General features: G+C 59.5%; 12 protein-coding genes and 1 pseudogene. 4 read left to right on the top strand and 9 right to left on the bottom strand.

From position 1 onward, the window contains the following. Positions 1-13: 13 nt before the first annotated feature. Both TU76_RS19845 and TU76_RS19840 read left to right on the top strand, forming a co-directional pair. Complete coding sequence (locus TU76_RS19845; RefSeq protein ID WP_046809152.1) at positions 14-2089, top strand: TonB-dependent receptor family protein; 2076 nt, start codon at positions 14-16, stop codon at positions 2087-2089. Between the two features lie 95 nt (positions 2090-2184). After that, positions 2185-2475 (top strand): annotated as a pseudogene (locus TU76_RS19840) (TonB-dependent receptor); the annotation flags it as partial. 103 nt (positions 2476-2578) lie between these two features. Here TU76_RS19840 and TU76_RS19835 read toward each other — a convergent pair. From TU76_RS19835 to glnE, 9 genes are all read right to left on the bottom strand, one after another. Continuing rightward, complete coding sequence (locus TU76_RS19835; RefSeq protein ID WP_019825371.1) at positions 2579-4021, bottom strand: lipopolysaccharide kinase InaA family protein; 1443 nt, start codon at positions 4019-4021, stop codon at positions 2579-2581. Continuing rightward, complete coding sequence (locus TU76_RS19830) at positions 4021-4773, bottom strand: lipopolysaccharide kinase InaA family protein (protein WP_048352372.1); 753 nt, start codon at positions 4771-4773, stop codon at positions 4021-4023. The genes TU76_RS19835 and TU76_RS19830 overlap by 1 nt, the downstream gene beginning before the upstream one ends. Then, complete coding sequence (locus tag TU76_RS19825) at positions 4770-5504, bottom strand: lipopolysaccharide kinase InaA family protein (RefSeq protein ID WP_019825369.1); 735 nt, start codon at positions 5502-5504, stop codon at positions 4770-4772. The genes TU76_RS19830 and TU76_RS19825 overlap by 4 nt, the downstream gene beginning before the upstream one ends. Then, positions 5504-6310, bottom strand: coding sequence for a lipopolysaccharide core heptose(I) kinase RfaP (gene rfaP, locus TU76_RS19820; protein WP_046809150.1), 807 nt, complete (start codon positions 6308-6310; stop codon positions 5504-5506). Before rfaP ends, TU76_RS19825 begins: the two co-directional genes overlap by 1 nt. After that, the gene (locus TU76_RS19815) at positions 6310-7431 is read right to left on the bottom strand and encodes a glycosyltransferase family 4 protein (RefSeq protein WP_048352371.1); all 1122 of its coding nucleotides are present in this window, start codon (positions 7429-7431) and stop codon (positions 6310-6312) included. The genes rfaP and TU76_RS19815 overlap by 1 nt, the downstream gene beginning before the upstream one ends. Beyond that, positions 7431-8492: a lipopolysaccharide heptosyltransferase I gene (waaC, locus tag TU76_RS19810; RefSeq protein ID WP_048352370.1), complete on the bottom strand. Its 1062-nt coding sequence runs from the start codon at positions 8490-8492 to the stop codon at positions 7431-7433. The genes TU76_RS19815 and waaC overlap by 1 nt, the downstream gene beginning before the upstream one ends. Next, entirely contained in the window at positions 8493-9527 is a 1035-nt protein-coding gene (gene waaF, locus TU76_RS19805; protein ID WP_019825361.1) for a lipopolysaccharide heptosyltransferase II, read from the bottom strand. A gap of 58 nt (positions 9528-9585) precedes the next feature. Next, entirely contained in the window at positions 9586-10509 is a 924-nt protein-coding gene (locus tag TU76_RS19800) for a branched-chain amino acid transaminase (RefSeq protein WP_019825360.1), read from the bottom strand. A 118-nt stretch (positions 10510-10627) separates the two neighbouring features. After that, positions 10628-13570, bottom strand: a complete 2943-nt coding sequence (glnE, locus tag TU76_RS19795) for a bifunctional [glutamate--ammonia ligase]-adenylyl-L-tyrosine phosphorylase/[glutamate--ammonia-ligase] adenylyltransferase (protein WP_019825358.1) — start codon at positions 13568-13570, stop codon at positions 10628-10630. A 383-nt stretch (positions 13571-13953) separates the two neighbouring features. Between glnE and aceE the strand changes: the two genes are divergently transcribed. Together aceE and aceF are read left to right on the top strand one after the other, a co-directional pair. Then, complete coding sequence (gene aceE / locus TU76_RS19790; protein WP_019825356.1) at positions 13954-16599, top strand: pyruvate dehydrogenase (acetyl-transferring), homodimeric type; 2646 nt, start codon at positions 13954-13956, stop codon at positions 16597-16599. Between the two features lie 11 nt (positions 16600-16610). Next, a complete protein-coding gene (gene aceF, locus TU76_RS19785; RefSeq protein WP_048352369.1) occupies positions 16611-18254 on the top strand; it encodes a dihydrolipoyllysine-residue acetyltransferase in 1644 nt (547 codons plus the stop codon). Positions 18255-18470 lie beyond the last annotated feature (216 nt).

The following is an 18470-nucleotide window of genomic DNA, read 5'->3' as shown; positions in this document are numbered from 1 at the left end:
CCCCGATTTGCCCATGAAATATTTCGTACCCGCTCACCTGGCCCTGCTGCCAGGCCTCTGCCTGACGCCCCTGGTCCATGCCGAAACCCTGGAACTGGACCCCAGCGTCATTACCGGCTCGCGCAGCGCCAGCCCCAGTTTTGACCTGCCGTACTCGGTCGACAGCATCAATCAGGAACACATCAAGGATGGCCAGTTAGGCATCAATGCTTCCGAAGTGCTGTCCCGCGTACCAGGGCTGGTGGTGCAAAACCGTCAGAACTACGCCCAGGACCTGCAAATATCATCCCGGGGCTTTGGCGCCCGCTCGGCGTTTGGCGTACGTGGCATCAAACTGATTGCCGATGGCATTCCCGCCAGCACCCCGGACGGTCAGGGGCAGGCTGCGACCTTCAACCTCGACACGGCCGAACGCATTGAAGTTCTGCGCGGCCCGGCAGCCACCTTGTATGGCAGTAACGCCGGGGGCGTGATCCAGATGTTCTCCCGTGACGGCGAAGGCCCGCCGCGTATTGGCGCCGAAACGCTAGTCGGCAGCGACGGCCTGAGTAAAAACCACCTCACCGCCGAGGGCGCCACCGATGACGTGGGCTTTGTGCTTGATGCCTCGCGCATGGACACCGACGGCTACCGCGACCACAGCGCCGCCCGCCGTGACCAGACCTTCGCCAAGCTCAACCTCAAACCCGATGAAGACAGCAAGCTGGCGTTGATCTACAGCAGCCTTGAGCAGAACGGTACGCAAGACCCGCTGGGCCAAAGCTGGGCCGCCTACAAGGCCGACCCGCGCTCCGTGACGCCCAACGCCCTGACCTACAACACCCGCAAAAGCATCGACCATCAGCAGTTGGGAATGAACTACGAGCGCTATATCGGCGACGCGACCCTGCAGGTCAATGCCTACACCGGCACCCGAAGCGTGATTCAGTATTTGGCGATTCCTAAAGGCACACCAGGCAACGAACAGGGCGGTGGCGTCGTTCAATTCGATCGCAAGTTCTACGGCGGCAGCCTGCGCTGGATGCAACCGGTGTATGGCGTGCCGGGTGACCTGACCTTGATCGGCGGCCTGGACTTCGACCAGAGCCAGGACAGCCGTCACGGATACAACAACTACATTGGCAACCAATTGGGGGTCAAAGGTGCGCTGGTGCGCGACGAAGTGGACACTGCCCGCAGCCTAGACCCGTATGTGCAGGCCAACTGGGCGCTGGACAACTGGACCGTGCAGGCCGGATTGCGCTACAGCACCATGGAGATGGACGTCGATGATCAATTTTTGAGCAACGGCGACGACAGCGGCACCAAACGCTATGAGAAAGCCACGCCGTCGATGAGCGTGATGTACGCCTTCACTCCTGAGCTGCATGGCTATGTCAGCGCGGGCAAGGGCTTTGAAACGCCGACCCAGGCCGAGTTGGCGTACTCGCCCAGTGGTCGGGGCTTTAACTTCGGCCTCAAGCCCTCCGAAAGCACTCAATACGAGATGGGCCTGAAAGCCCAGCTAAACAACACACGAATCAATGCGGCGGTATTCCAGATCACCACTGAAGATGAGCTGGTGGTTGCAAGCAATACTGGCGGTCGTACCACTTACCAAAACGCCGGCCGCACCTTGCGCCGCGGCTTTGAGCTGGGCATCGAAAGCCAGCTGGCCGAGCATTGGACCTCAACCCTCGCCTATACCCGCCTGCAAGCGACCTACGACAGTGACTTTGCCAGCACCAAAGGCACGGTCGACAAAGGTAATTACCTGCCCGGCGTACCACAGACCACACTGTTTGCCGAGGTCAACTGGAAGCCGGTTGATTGGCTCAGCACCGCCGTCGAAGGCATGTATCGCAGCAAGGTGTATGTCGAAGACACCAACTCCGCCAAGGCGGCACCGGCGTACAGCGTGTTCAACTGGCGGGCCAAGTTTGAGCAGAAGGTCGAGCACTGGACCTTTCACCAGACGTTGCGTCTGGACAACCTGCTGGATCGCCAATATGTGGGTTCGGTGATTGTGGCGGACGGCAACAGCCGCTTCTACGAGGCCGCGCCAGGACGGTCGTGGTATGCCGGAGCCGGGGCGCAGTACAGCTTCTGAAACCATAACACCATCCCTGTGGGAGCGAGCCTGCTCGCGAAAAGCATTCGCGAGCAGGCTCGCTCCCACAGACAATACCCCCACAGAAAGTCTTGTGGCCGGTTGATTGGCTCAGCACCGCCGTCGAAGGCATGTATCGCAGCAAGGTGTATGTCGAAGATACCAACTCCGCCAAGGCGGCACCGGCCTACAGCGTGTTCAACTGGCGGGCCAAGTTTGAGCAGAAGGTCGAGCACTGGACCTTTCACCAGACGTTGCGTCTGGACAACCTGCTGGATCGCCAATATGTGGGTTCGGTGATTGTGGCGGACGGCAACAGCCGCTTCTACGAGGCCGCGCCAGGACGGTCGTGGTATGCCGGAGCCGGGGCGCAGTACAGCTTCTGAAGCCATAACACCATCCCTGTGGGAGCGAGCCTGCTCGCGAAAAGCATTCGCGAGCAGGCTCGCTCCCACAGACAATACCCCCACACAAAATCTTGGTTACGCTTCAGCCAAGGTCTTTGGGCAACCGCCCCTCTATCACTTGATACAACGTACTGCTCACCGGCCAATTGCGCATGAAGCGCGCTCGGTCACGGGCGTACGCGGTGGCGAAACTCTTCAGGCTGGCGTGCTGGCACATGGAGTCCAGATCGATCAGCGCCCAGCGCCCCTCGTCCCAGAACACGTTATGCCCCTTGAGATCACCGTGACTGATGCGCTCGCGGATCAAGTCGGCAAATAACTGATCCAGCGCCTGCAATTCGGATTCCGGCGCGTCACCTTGCTCAACATACGGCGCAAAACGCTCGATGATGTCAGGGCCCGGCAGATACTCGGTGACCAGATACGCTTTGGAGCGCAACCACAGAAAACGGGTTTCCAGCAGTGCCAGCGGTTTAGGCGTAGCAATGCCCAGCAATGCCAGTCGATTGCCCTCACGCCATGAATGCCACGCACGGCTCGGACGCCAGAAGCGTTTGAGCCAGTGCGCAAAGCCCTTGATGTTGTACCGCTTGACCACCAGAGTGCGGCCCGCCACTTCAACCTTGCCGACACTGGCTGCACCGCCGGTTTTATACAAATGCCCCTGATCCAGCAAGGCATCGGCATTAGCCAGTACAGGCAGCATCGCGGCCTCTTCTTCACGGCGAATCGCACGCAAGACGAAGGCGTTACGCTGAACGCTGAACAGCGAGCAGTCGCGACCGACTTTGTTCAAAAAATCATTGAGCCGCCAGGTACGAACCTTCTCGATCTGCTTGAGCAGTGCCTCTAGCGGCAAGGCGTGTTCACCATTGCTCAACAGGTAATGCACCAGCAATTCTTCGATAAACGGCTCAAGGCTTTTCGGCAATTGAGCAAAAAACACCCCGAGGTTTTCCAGGACTTTTTGCCGCGACAGTGGCTTGCCCGCTTCTTCGACGCAAATACCCGCGCCATCGATCAGGTACAGCTTGCCGTCCTGACGCAGCAGGTTGTCGAGGTGCAGGTCTTCCTGCCACAGGCCCTTGAGGTGCATCTGACCAATAGCGGCCAACGCCTGGGCCAGTACGGCCACTTGTTCGTCCGCCAGAACCGGCAACGACTCCACCGCGCCCCAAGCGTCACCCAGGCTCTGGGCATGCTCCAGAAACTCGAACAGCAACCAGCCGCCCTCGCCTTCCTGTAAGCCATCGGCCAGCAGCTGCGGCGTGGTCAAACCTTGATCAGCCAGCAGGCGCACACCCGTCAGTTCTCGCTGAAAGTTACGCGCAGCCTTGCTACCCACCATCAACTTGGCCAGCACTGTACGCCCGCGCCACACGCCGGCCCCCACATAACGCTGCCCGGGTAATACCCGCAGCAACGTCAGCAGTTGCAACTGTGCAGGCCCGGCAGCATCGGCCAGGTCAATGCTCAGCGGCAAACCGGGCGACCGGCCGGCTTTTTGCAATTCGGACAAACGCATCAGCGAGTCTCCTTGTGGCTGCGACGCACATTCAGCCGCGCCAGCCAGGCATCCACCAAACCGCTGTCGACAGGCTGATCCAGATAGGCCGCGAGCAAGAACCGCACCTCGGCATCGCTCCAGGCATGCGCTCGACGCAGCAACGGTTCGATGTCCTTGACCCGGTCACGCTGGCCCAGCAACAAGGGGCGGGTTTTCTCCAGGTCGATCAGTTGGGCGCGATAACCCGAGCCATCGGCCTGCAAGAAGATGTGCTTGGGATAAAAACAGCCATGTACCTGACGCGCAGCGTGCAGGCGACGCGCCAACAGGCCGCATTCACGCAAAATTGCCTGCTGCTGCTCAGTGGTCAATTGCGGCCATTGTTCAAGCAACGAATCGAGGTCATTCCAGCCATCCAGCGCACGGGTCATGAGCACCGCGCGATGTTCGCCAGGCACTTTTCGCTCGCCAAAAAACACCGCTTCCAGCGCGGGAATACCCATGTGCTGATAACGCTGAATATTACGAAATTCTCGTGCGAAGCTCGGCTCGCCCAATGGCCGGTGCAGGGTACGGGTCAGGTAGTTGCTTTGACGCTTGAGGTAAAAGCCCTGGCCTTCGAGGTCCATGCGAAACACGCTGCTCCAGCCACCGCCGCTGGTGTTGGGCTCGTCCACGGCTTCCAGTTGCACAGCCCACAGCGCATCGAAGTCAGCCAGTCCGTTGCGCTCAAGCAAAGCCCGGTCCGCATCCGCTAAAAAATCAGTCATTCCCGGCCCTCAAAAAAACGCACGATATGACGAACACGCTCCTTGTCCGCCGCATTGAGCGTAGTGCGCCCGGTGTATTGGAAATAAAAACGCAAACGCTGGGTGTAGGACAAATGGTACTTGGCCACTTTGTCGAGGCACGCCAGGTCTTTGGTGATGCGGTACTTGAGCCAGAAACCGCGCCAGAAGTCACCGTTCGGGCAGTCGATCAAAAACAGCTTGGGCTGATCGTCGACCAGCAGGTTTCGCCACTTCAGATCGTTATGGGTAAAACGATGGTTGTGCATGATCCGGGTGCACTTCGCCAACTGGCGACTGACGCAATCGACCCAGGCACGGTCCTTGAGCAGGGGATCATGGTGGTCCGCCAGTTCGGACAGATCGCGGGTATTGGGCAGTTCACGGGTGATCATGGCGCCACGGGAGTAGGCAAAGCCACTGCGCTCAAGCCCCCAGGCCACGACTTCGGCGGTGGGAATGCCCCACTTGTCGAAGCGTTTGAGGTTCTGCCATTCGGATTTGACCCGAGGGCGGCCCAAATAGCGGCGCAAGCCCTTGCCCGCACCGGTGTAACGCTTGACGTAATAATTGACGCCATCGCGCTGCACACGGATCACTTCCGAAAGAGGATCGCGGGTCAGGTGCTCGCCCTGGAGGGCAAATACCGCTTCCAGACTGCCAAAATCAGACGCCAGTGCGCTGTAAGCGGGTTCAAGATTCCAACCCGCCATTACAGTGCATCCCCATAACGCAGTTTGCGTTCGTAGAGTTTGCTCGCCTTGCCTTCCAGCCATGCCAGCAGGCGGGCTTCTTCGCGAAGGGTTTGACGCAGCGGCATCTGGAAGTAACCCCGCAGGAAACGCAGCTTGTCCCGTTGGGTCAGGCCGATATCCAGTGCAGAAAAATACAGTGCAGCCAGGTCCTTGTTGCGCCAGCGTTTGCTGATGACCGGTCGAACCTGAGCCCGGTGCAGATCAATGAGCGACAAACGAAAGGCCTGGGCTGTAACCGGTTTGTCGGTGTGCAGCAAAAAGTGGCAGATATAGCAGTCGCGATGGTTAACCCCGGCGCGGTGCATCATGCCCGTCATGCGCGCCACTTCGGCGATCAGCGCATGCTTTAGGTTTGGCTGTGGCGGCTGCTTGATCCAGTTGAGGCTGAAGTCTTCGAGGCTGACCGTTGGCGCCAGTTCTTCGGTGATGATGAACGAGTGCTGCTGCGCCGGGTTACTGCCCTTTTCGCCATACGCGACGGCAGTCATGGTAGGTACGCCGACTTCGTGAAGGCGCTTGATTGCCCGCCATTCCTGGCCCGCGCCCAGCACTGGCAGCTTGGCCGTGAGCAGGTTTTTGAACACCTCACCCCAGCCAATGCCACGGTGGATTTTCACAAAATAACCGCGGCCCTCGACTTCTGTACGCAAGGTACGTCGACCATCCAGTTCGCGGTAAACCTCGCCCTCCAGGCGCTCGACTTCGGTGAACGCATCGCGTCCTGCCCACAAGCTCTTGAACGGTTCGGCAAGAATCAGTTTCATCAGTGTTGCTCCGCCAGAATCACATCCGCAGCGTGCTGCGGCATGCTGTAGAGGTCGGCCGTCTGCGCGTAGGCCAGGCCATTTTGGCTCCAGGCCGCGCGCGCAGCATCGTCGGACAACATGTGTGTCAGGTATTCATTGAGTTGCGCCTGCTCAAACGGCTCGTCCAGTACCCGGCCGCAATCGGCGTCGCTGATGTAGTGGGCGTAGCCGCAGACGGCGCTGACCAGTACCGGCAAACCCGCCACCAGGGCTTCAAGCAGCACGGTGCCGGTGTTTTCGTTGTAGGCCGGGTGAATCAACAGGTCCGCGCCCAGCAAGAAGCGAGGGATGTCGCTGCGCCCCTTGAGGAACTGCACGTGATCGCCCAGCCCCAGCGTGGCGCTCTGCAATTGAAAGACTTTGGGATCGTCCTGACCGATTACAAACAGCTTGGTGCGCTTCTTAAGCTCGGCAGGCAAGGCTGCCAGTGCTTTAAGGCTGCGATCAACGCCTTTGGTCTTGAACCCGGAGCCGATTTGCACCAGCAGCAGATCGTCGTCAGACAGGTTGAATTCACGACGAAAATCGGCGCGAATCTCTGCGGCATTGGCAGGCGCGCGACGGTCCAGGGCGATGCCCGGTGGCAACAGATGGAATCGCTGCGGCGGGGTGTCGTAATGTTTGATGAACAGCGGCTGCTGGACTTCTGAAATCATCAGGATTTCAGTCTTGGCGTTCTTGTCGAACACCGCCCGTTCGTATTCAGCAAAGTGTTTGTAACGCTTGAAAAAGCGATAAAACGAATGACGCAGGTTTTGCGCCTTGTCTTCAAAGCAGCCGTCGGCCGCGTAGTACACGTCCAGCCCCGGCATTTTATTGAAGCCGACGAGGCGGTCCACCGGGCGTTTGGCCAGGTCGGCCTGCATCCAGGCGAGCATTTTTTCGTTGCGGGTATGGTTGTGGAACGCCTTGACCGGCGCCACCAGCACTTCAAAACCGGGGGGAATGTCACCCTCCCAGATCATGGTGTAGACGCGAATTTGATGGCCGCGTTTCTGGCACTCCAGCGCAATGCGCATGAAATCGCGTTGCAGCCCGCCAAACGGGAAATATTTGTACAGCACAAAAGCCAGTTGCATCAGCGCAGTTCCTCAGCCAGTAACAACGTGCTTAATCGACTCGCGACACGCTCAGGGTTCAAACGGGTAAAGCACAACGGCCACTCGTTTTTCAGATCAAACCGCTGCTGGTCCTGTGCAGTCGGAGTGTAGGTGCATTTTTTCTGCAGGCACGGTGCGCACGGAAAATCGCTGGCCAGGTGGATTTGCACCTTGCCATAGGCACCGGTCAGGCCCGGATTGGTGGGACCAAACAGGGAGATGGTCGGTACATCCAGTGCCGCCGCCAAATGCCCCAGCCCGGTATCGACCGCCACACAGGCGCTAGCACTGGCCAGTACCTTGGCAACCCCCGCCAGATTCAGCTTGGGCAGCACCACTGCGTTGCTCAGGCCGTCGGCGATGCGTTCGGCGCGGGCCTTTTCAGCCGGGTTACCCCAGGGCAAGCGGACTTCGACACCCATGTGGCCCATGCGCAGGGCCAGGTCGCGCCAGTACACTTCGGGCCAGTGCTTGGTGTCCCACGTGGTGCCGTGCAAAAACAATACGTAAGGCTTCTTGCGCGGTAATTCAACCAGGCGTTCGACGTCGAGGCCGTAGTCACCCAGCCCTTTTGGCAGGTCGTAGCCCAGCGCCACGGCAAATAGCTGACGCAAACGCTCGACCGCGTGCTGCCCACGAGCCACGGCCAGACGACGCTGATAAAAGCGGCTGGCCAAGGGTTCACGGGCTGAGTCTTTATCAAGACCGGCGACCGGGGCTTTCACGTAACGGGTCAGCCAGGCGCTTTTGACCAGGCCTTGAGCGTCGATCACCAGATCGTATTTTTCGGCACGCAGGCTTTGCTTGAAGCATCGCCACTCACCACTCTTGATGGTTTCCCAGATATTTTTGCGCCAGCGGCGAATCGCCACCGGAATGACCTTGCCCACCGCCGGGTGCCAGGTAGGGATTTCGGCAAAGCCTTCTTCCACGACCCAGTCAAAGGTGATGCCTGGGATCGCCCGCGCCGCATCGGTCAACGCAGGCAAGGCATGGATCACATCCCCAAGGGATGAGGTTTTGACCAACAGAACGCGCACCTAGTTGACCTCGACCGGTGAGCCCTGCAAACGCTGCAAGGCTTCAACCACCGGCTGCGGCATCAACTCGCGCAGGCAGTTGTAGTGGCCAAAGCGGCAGGTGCGATCAAAACATGGGCTGCAATCGAGCCCCAGGCGTACGATTTCGACTTTGTCGGCCAACGGCGGGGTGAAGCCCGGCGATGTGGAGCCGTACACCGCCACCAAGGGACGGTTCAGCGCGGCAGCCACGTGCATCAGCCCCGAATCGTTGGACACAACGGCGTCGGCACACGACAGCAAATCAATGGCTTCGGCCAGCGAAGTCTCGCCGCTGAGGTTGACCGACTCTTCACGCAGCCCCGGGATCAACCGCGAGCGGATGTCTTCGCCCACAGCGTGATCGTTTTTGGAGCCGAACAACCACACCTGCCAGCCTTCGCGGATCTTTTGCTCGGCAACTTTGGCGTAGTGCTCGGACGGCCAGCGCTTGGACTCGCCAAACTCGGCACCCGGGCACAGCGCCAGCACCGGGCGGTCCAGTTCCAGGCCAAATTTTGCCAGTGCGCCGGCACGGCTTTGCGGATCGATCTGCAAGGCCGGGCGCGGATAAGGCTTGGGCAGATCCGCCCCTGGCTCATAGGCCAGCGCCATGAAGCGCTCGATCATCAACGGGTAGCGTTCTTTGTCGAGCTTGCGCACGTCGTTGAGCACGCCATAGCGAAATTCGCCACGCCAGCCGGTGCGCTTGGGGATTCCCGCAAAGAACGGCACGAGAGCTGATTTCAGCGAGTTGGGTAGCAAGATTGCCTGATCGTATTGGCCCTTGAGGGACTTGCCGATCTTGCGTCGCGTGGCCAGTTCGAGCGCGCCGTGGCCGAGCGGAAAGCTCAAGGCCTTGCGAACTTCAGGCATGCGTTCAAGGATGGGCCGGCTCCACTCAGGGGCCAGCACATCGATTTCGCACTGCGGGTGGCGCTGCTTGAGGCACTGAAACAGTGTCTGCGCCATCACCATGTCACCGACCCAGCTGGGCCCAACGATCAAAATATTCATAAGTTTCCATAAACAAGCAAGGGAGGCATTCGCCTCCCTGCTGTAGTGCCATATCGCTTTATTTGACCAGTGTACGCCACTCTGGGTGATCCGTTGTCTTGCCGGTCACCAGGTCGAAATAGGCTTTTTGCAGTTTTTCGGTGATCGGACCACGGCGGCCGATACCGATATGACGCCCGTCGACTTCACGAATCGGCGTCACTTCAGCCGCAGTACCGGTAAAGAACGCTTCGTCGGCGATATACACCTCGTCACGGGTAATGCGTTTTTCAACAAACTTGTAACCCAGCTCGGTGGCCAGGGTCAGGATCGTGCTGCGGGTGATGCCGTTCAGGCACGCCGTCACGTCCGGGGTGTAAATCACGCCATCCTTGACCAGGAACACGTTCTCGCCCGAGCCTTCAGCCACGAAGCCTTCCGGGTCCAGCAACAGCGCTTCGTCGGCACCGCCGGAAATCGCTTCCTGCAGGGCCAGCATCGAGTTGATGTAGTGACCGTTGGCCTTGGCCCGGGTCATGGAGATGTTCACGTGGTGACGGGTAAAGGAGCTGGTACGCACCTTGATCCCGACTTCCAGGGCCTCGGCGCCCATGTAGGCACCCCAGCTCCATGGCGCGATGATTACGTGGACTTTGAGGCCAGTGGCGCGCAGGCCCATGGCTTCGGACCCGTAAAACACCATCGGGCGGATGTAGGCGCTGTCGAGGTTGTTTTCACGCACCGCAATACGGGTCGCTTCGTTGATTTCGTCTTTGCTGAACGGGATCTTCATGCCCATGATGTGGGCCGAGTCGAACAGGCGGTCAGTGTGTGCCTGCAAGCGGAAAATCGCCGCGCCCTGCGGGGTTTCGTAAGCGCGTACACCTTCAAACACGCCCATGCCGTAGTGCAATGTATGGGTCAGCACGTGCGTCGTAGCATCACGCCACGGCACCAGCTTGCCGTCATACCAGATCACACCATCACGATCAGCCATCGACATCATTACGCTCCTCAAAGAATCCAGCACCCGCGCCACGAGGCGTCAGGCAAATTGGACGGGGCTTATGGACCCGCCGGATACGTTCTTACAGCTTTAACTCTGTACTTAAGCCAGCAAGCTAGCTCAATCCCAGCTCGGACCATATGCGCCGCACGTGTTGACGTTCGACTACAAGCTGGTCCCCCGTGACCACGCCGGCCTCTTTTTGCAAGGCTTGACGGTGGGCGACGGTGCGAAAAGCCTTGTAGGCCTCGCGCAACAGGCTGGCATCAGTGGCGGGCATCAGCCCGACCTGTTCCAGCCCTTCCAGAATGCGGATGTTATCGGTGTAGCGCAGTAACGCCGGATGTTCCCTGGACCACGCCAGGGCCGCGTATTGCACCATAAATTCAATATCGACGATACCTCCGGCATCCTGCTTGAGGTCGAACGGCACCGTGGCCTCGAAGGCGTTTTCAGCTGTTCCGGCAGCGGTTATCCGGGTTCCAAGGTTGCCACGCATTTTGGCCCGCATCTCGCTGACCTCCTGGCGCAAGGTGGGCAAGTCGCGTTCACGTCCCAGCACGCTGGCACGGACTTTTTCGAACGCACTGCCCACCTGCTTGCAGCCCACCAGCACCCGTGCCCGCACCAGCGCCTGATGCTCCCAGGTCCATGCCTCACTCTCCTGGTAACGCTCAAAAGCGCCCAGGGAACTGACCAGTAATCCCGATGCACCTGAGGGACGCAGGCGCATATCGACGTCATACAGTTGACCGGAGTTGGTCTGGGCCGTCAGCAAGTGGATGATGCGCTGCCCCAACCGGGTGAAAAACTGCGCGCCGTCGATAGGTTTGGCGCCGTCGGTCTCGGCATTCGGGTCACCGTCGTGGATAAACACCAGGTCCAGATCCGAGCCATGCCCCAACTCGATACCGCCGACCTTGCCGTAGCCAACAATAATAAAGCCGGGGTCGCACAAACTGCCGTCAGTGCGCTGCGGCGTGCCGTACTTGGCCACCGTCTGACGCCAGGCCAGCGCCAGCACTTGCTCCAGAATCGCTTCGGCCAGCCAGGTCAGGTAATCACTGACTTTCATTAAAGGCAGGCTGCCTGCGATTTCCGATGCCGCAACTCGCAGACGGTGAGCCAGCTTGAAGTTACGCAAGGCCTCCATCTGCTGCTCAAGATCGTCCTCCGGGATGCGTGTCAGACGCTCGCGCAACTCGGCCGCCAACTCTGGCGCCAAGGGCGGTTTGAACAGTCGACGCTCATTGAGCAACTCATCGAGCAGCAACGGGAAACGGGTGATTTGTTCGGCGATCCACGGACTTGCGGCACAAAGGGTCAGCAAACGCCGCAAGGCGTCGGGGTTTTCGGTCAACAACACGAGATAAGCCGAGCGCCGGGCCACCGCTTCGACCAGCGGCAACACCCGCTCCAGCACCAGATCGGGATTGGCGTGCTCAACGGCCTGGGCCAGCAAACGCGGGATAAAGGCATCCAGACGCTCCCGCCCCAAGCGCTGCATGGCGCGCAATTGCGGGCTGGAACGCAGGGCCGCCAATTGCTTCAAGGCTTTGGGGGCATCCACAAACCCGGCTTCTTCCAGCTGGGCACAGGCAGCGGCGTCGTCCTGATCTTCTTCCCACAGCGGCAGCCACTCGCCGCCGACGATCAATTCGCCTTCGTCGATGACCTCTTCTTCGTCAGGATCAGCGATCACCTGACGGAAATGCCAGTCGATGCGCCCACGCCACGTCATCAATTGCTCGTGGAATGCAGCCCAGGTGTCAAAGCCCATAATGAAAGCAATACGCGCCTGATCCTGTTCGGTGTCGGGCAGCATTTGGGTCTGGCGGTCGGCAATGGCCTGGATCGCGTGTTCGGTGTAGCGCAAGAACTCATAGCCTTCGCGCAGTTCGCTGACCACTTCGGCCGGCAAATATCCCTGGCCTTCCAGGGTGGTCAGCACTTTCAGCAGCGGGCGTTGCTGCAGGCTGAGGTCGCGACCGCCATGGATCAGCTGGAACGCCTGAGCGATAAATTCGACTTCACGAATCCCGCCCGCCCCCAGCTTGATATTGTCGGCCATGCCTTTGCGCCGTACTTCCTGCTGGATCAGCTGCTTCATGGTGCGCAGCGCTTCAATCGCCGAAAAGTCGAGGTAGCGCCGGTACACGAACGGACGCAGCAAACTAAGCAGCTGTGCGCCCATCACCTGATCACCGGCCACGACCCGCGCCTTGATCATCGCGTAACGCTCCCAGTCGCGGCCTTGATCCTGGTAGTACTGCTCGAGCGCATTGAAGCTCAGCACCAGGGCGCCGGATGAGCCGTACGGGCGCAAGCGCATATCGACGCGGAACACAAAACCGTCGACGGTCATTGGGTCCAGGGCCTTGATCAGGCGCTGGCCCAGACGGATAAAGAACTCCTGATTATCCAGCGGGCGCTTGGCACCCACCGTTTCGCCACCCTCGGGGTAGGCGAAGATCAGATCGATGTCCGAAGACAAGTTCAGCTCAACGGCCCCGAGCTTGCCCATACCCAGAATCACCATTTGCTGCGGCTCGCCGCTGCGATGCCCGGTGGGTGTGCCGAACTGCTGGCAATGGCGCACATACAACCAGCGATAGGCCTGATCGATGCTGGCATCGGCCATGTCCGACAGGTCGCGGCAGGTTTCAATCAAATCGGCCTGGCGGTTGATGTCACGCCAGATAATCCGGATCTGTTGACGGGTACGCTGGCGGCGCAGTGCGCGGCCCAGTTCGTCATCAGTCGTTGCAGCCTGAGCGGCGACGCTGATCTGGGCACACAACTCGCCGGGGGCGAAACTGCGGTCCAGTTCACCCGAGCCCACCAGCTCTAGCAACATCAAAGGGTCACGCAATGACTGTTCTATAAAGAAGTCACTCGCGGCACTGACCCGACTGAACGCCAGCCAGCGCTGGGCCGACCAGTCATCGAGCCCCTGCTCACCTTCAAGCCCGGCAACCGCCGTGCGCCACGATTGCTCGGCACGGCTGGCCAGTGACTGTAAAAGGCCGGGAATTGGTGCAAGCGACGGAAGGCTCATGGTCTATCCTTGATCGGCGATGGTGTTGCCGAGTACGGTGACAGGAAGAAACAGCGGTTTAATCCGACTGTCGAACAAAGGTTATAAATAGCTGTAAGCGCATATTGTTTAGCATCCAGCCTGCATCTCTCAGGCTGAATAACGAGAAACACACCAACAATATCGATTTTTCGCACAACCAAACAGATGGCTATCAGGACCAATCCTGTAGTTTTACTACTGAGTCTTACACTTGAAAGGCTGAAATGGCCGACGATTTGTAGTAAAACTACACGCCGCTGGAACCAACCTCCGGCCATCCAAGAATTTATGTCGTCTGCCCACAAGGCCAGTCGCAAACTCAGGCAACCGATTCTGGAAGCCTATCCGCCCTGGAGCAAGCCATGCAAGACCTCGATCCCGTCGAAACCCAGGAATGGCTGGACGCCCTGGAATCGGTTCTCGACAAAGAAGGCGAAGACCGCGCTCACTACCTGATGACCCGTATGGGTGAGCTCGCTACCCGCACCGGTTCGCAGCTGCCGTATGCCATCACCACGCCTTACCGCAACACGATTCCTGTAACCCACGAAGCACGCATGCCTGGCGACCTGTTCATGGAACGCCGCATTCGCTCGCTGGTTCGCTGGAACGCCATGGCCATGGTGATGCGCACGAACTTGAAAGATTCTGACCTGGGCGGTCATATCTCCAGCTTCGCTTCCAGCGCAACCCTGTATGACATCGGCTTCAACTACTTCTTCCAGGCCCCGACCGACGAACACGGCGGCGACCTGATCTACTTCCAGGGTCACACCTCGCCAGGCGTTTACGCCCGTGCGTTCATGGAAGGCCGGATCACCGAAGAACAAATGAACAACTTCCGCCAGGAAGTAGACGGTCAGGGCCTGTCGTCCTATCCGCACCCTTGGCTGATGCCTGATTTCTGGCAGTTCCCGACTGTATCGATGGGCCTTGGCCCGATCCAGGCGATCTACCAGGCACGCTTCATGAAGTACCTGGAAGCCCGCGGCTACATCCCGGCCGGCAAGCAAAAAGTCTGGTGTTTCCTGGGCGACGGCGAGTGCGACGAACCAGAATCCCTGGGCGCAATCTCCCTGGCTGGCCGTGAAAACCTGGACAACCTGATCTTCGTTATCAACTGCAACCTGCAGCGCCTTGATGGCCCGGTTCGCGGCAACGGCAAGATCATCCAGGAACTCGAAGGCGTCTTCCGCGGTGCTCAGTGGAACGTGACCAAAGTCATCTGGGGTCGTTTCTGGGACCCACTGCTGGCCAAAGACGTCGACGGTATCCTGCAACGTCGCATGGACGAAGTCATCGACGGCGAGTACCAGAACTACAAAGCCAAAGACGGCGCGTTCGTACGCGAGCACTTCTTCAACACGCCAGAGCTCAAGGCGATGGTTGCTGATCTGTCCGACGACGAGATCTGGAAACTCAACCGTGGCGGCCACGACCCGTACAAGGTCTACGCGGCGTACCACGAAGCGGTCAACCACAAGAACCAGCCAACCGTGATCCTGGCCAAGACCATCAAAGGTTATGGCACCGGTGCCGGCGAAGCGAAAAACACGGCGCACAACACCAAGAAAGTTGATGTTGAAAGCCTGAAGTTGTTCCGCGATCGTTTCGACATCCCGGTTAAAGACGACGAAATCGAAAACCTGCCATTCTTCAAACCAGAAGAAGGCAGCGCCGAAGCCCGCTACCTGAGCGAGCGCCGCACTGCACTGGGTGGCTTCGTTCCTCAGCGCCGCGCAATGAGCACCAGCATTCCGACCCCGCCTCTGGACACCCTCAAGGCCATCCTTGACGGCTCCGGCGACCGTGAAATTTCCACCACCATGGCTTTCGTGCGCATCCTGGCGCAGTTGGTCAAGGACAAGGAAATCGGTCAGCGCATCGTTCCGATCATCCCGGACGAAGCCCGTACCTTCGGTATGGAAGGCATGTTCCGTCAGTTGGGCATCTACTCGTCCGTCGGCCAGCTCTACGAGCCAGTCGATAAAGACCAGGTGATGTTCTACCGCGAAGACAAAAAAGGTCAGATCCTCGAAGAAGGCATCAACGAAGCAGGCGCCATGAGCTCCTTCATCGCTGCCGGTACTTCGTACTCCAACCACAACCAGCCGATGCTGCCGTTCTACATCTTCTACTCGATGTTCGGCTTCCAGCGTATTGGCGACCTGGCCTGGGCCGCTGGCGACAGCCGCACCCGTGGATTCCTGATCGGCGGCACCGCCGGGCGCACCACGCTCAACGGTGAAGGCCTGCAGCACGAAGACGGTCACAGCCACATCCTGGCCGGTACCATCCCGAACTGCCGCACCTTTGATCCAACCTACGGCTATGAGCTGGCGGTGATCATTCAGGACGGCATGAAGAAGATGACCGAAGAGCAACAGGACGTCTTCTACTACATCACCGTGATGAACGAGTCTTACCAGCAGCCAGCCATGCCGGCCGGTGTCGAGGAAGGCATCGTCAAAGGGATGTACCTGCTCGAGGAAGACACCAAGGAAGCGGCACACCACGTTCAGCTGATGGGCTCCGGCACCATCCTGCGTGAAGTCCGTGAAGCGGCGATCATCCTGCGTGAACAGTTCAACATCGGCGCTGACGTATGGAGCGTTACCAGCTTCAACGAATTGCGTCGCGACGGCCTGGCCGTTGAGCGCAGCAACCGCCTGCACCCGGGCCAGAAGCCTAAGCTGAGCTACGTCGAAGAGTGCCTGACTGGCCGTAAAGGTCCGGTGATTGCCTCTACCGACTACATGAAGCTGTTCGCTGAACAGATTCGTCAGTGGGTACCGGTCAAGGAATTCAAAGTGCTGGGCACTGACGGTTTCGGCCGCAGCGACAGCCGCAAAAAACTGCGTCACTTCTTTGAAGTAGACCGTCACTTCGTGGTGTTGGCAGCCCTGGAAGCACTGGCTGACCGTGGTGATATCGAACCTAAGGTGGTTGCAGAAGCAATCGTCAAGTTCGGCATCAACCCGGAAAAACGCAACCCACTGGACTGCTGAGGAGAATATTTGTGAGCGAACTCATTCGAGTACCTGACATCGGCAGCGGCGACGGTGAAGTCATCGAGCTGTTTGTAAAAGTCGGCGACCGTATCGAAGCCGATCAGAGCATCCTGACGCTGGAATCGGACAAGGCGAGCATGGAAATCCCTGCGCCTAAAGCCGGTATCGTCAAAAGCCTGAAGGTCAAGCTGGGCGACCGCTTGAAAGAAGGCGACGAACTGCTGGAACTGGAAGCCGAGGGCGCCGCTGCGGCGCCTGAAGCTGCAGCACCGGCGGCGGCGGCCCAAGCTCCGGCTGCGGCTGAAAAACCTGCTGCTGCCCCTGCTGCCGAGGCCCCTGCGGCCCCGGCTGCACCTGCCGCTGCCACCATCCAGGACATCCATGTCCCGGATATCGGCTCGTCGGGCAAGGCCAAAATCATCGAAGTCCTGGTCAAGGCCGGCGATACCGTTGAGGCTGATCAATCGTTGATCACCCTCGAATCCGACAAGGCCAGCATGGAAATTCCATCGCCAGCCGCCGGTGTGGTTGAGAGCATTTCGGTCAAGCTGGACGACGAAGTCGGCACTGGCGACTTCATCCTCAAACTCAAGGTTGCCGGCGCTGCTGCGCCTGCAGCTCCAGCCCAGGCTGCTGCTCCGGCTGCGGCAAAAGCTGAAGCCCCTGCTGCTGCTCCGGCACCCGCTGCAAAAGCCGAGGCAGCACCTGCCCCGGCCGCCGCGCCTGCGCCGAAGGGTGCCAAAGTTCACGCAGGCCCTGCCGTGCGTCAACTGGCCCGCGAGTTCGGCGTTGAGCTCAGTGCCGTCAGCCCGAGCGGCCCACACGGCCGTGTGATCAAGGAAGACGTGCAGGCTTACGTCAAAACCATGATGCAGAAGGCCAAGGAAGCTCCTGCCGCCGGTGCAACCGGTGGTGCTGGCATTCCGCCGATCCCGGTCGTGGACTTCAGCCGCTTCGGCGAAGTTGAAGAAGTGGCCATGACTCGCCTGATGCAAATCGGCGCGTCGAGCCTGCACCGCAGCTGGCTGAACATCCCGCACGTGACTCAGTTCGATCAGGCTGACATCACTGAGCTGGAAGCCTTCCGCGTCGCGCAAAAAGCCGTCGCAGAAAAAGCTGGTGTGAAACTGACCGTACTGCCTCTGCTGCTCAAGTCCTGCGCGCACCTGCTCAAGGAAATGCCAGACTTCAACAGCTCGCTGGCGCCTAGCGGCAAAGCGATCATCCGCAAGAAGTACGTCAACATCGGCTTTGCCGTAGACACCCCGGATGGCTTGCTGGTCCCTGTGATCAAGAACGTTGATCAGAAGAGCCTGCTGCAACTGGCGGCTGAAGCGGCTGCGCTGGCTGCCAAAGCCCGCGACAAGAAGCTCACCGCAGACGACATGCAAGGCGCGTGCTTCACCATTTCCAGCCTCGGTCACATTGGCGGCACCGGCTTCACGCCGATCGTCAACGCACCGGAAGTGGCGATCCTCGGCGTTTCCAAGGCAACCATCCAGCCGGTCTGGGATGGCAAAGCCTTCCAGCCGAAACTGATGCTGCCTCTGTCGTTGTCCTACGATCACCGTGTGATCAACGGCGCTGCTGCTGCACGCTTCACCCAGCGTCTGAGCCAGTTGCTGGGCGACATCCGCACTATCCTGTTGTAAGCCACGCCCCGGCCTTCCTCACCGAAGGCCGGGGTAGCGCACTGTTTTCCGAGCGCCACGCTCGTACCTCAACCCCGCCATTTGGCGGGGCTTTTTTTTGCCTGCGATTTAGCCATTCCCATACAAACAATCTCCCACCAGCCGTACCTCCCCCGCCCTACAACCCATGCGGAATCCAGGAGTGGGTCGCCTCCCCGTGGACTTCTACGGTTAACC

The organism is Pseudomonas psychrophila (genome assembly GCF_001043005.1).
Taxonomy (GTDB): domain Bacteria; phylum Pseudomonadota; class Gammaproteobacteria; order Pseudomonadales; family Pseudomonadaceae; genus Aquipseudomonas; species Aquipseudomonas psychrophila.
This window is presented reverse-complemented; position numbering and strand designations above follow the sequence as displayed.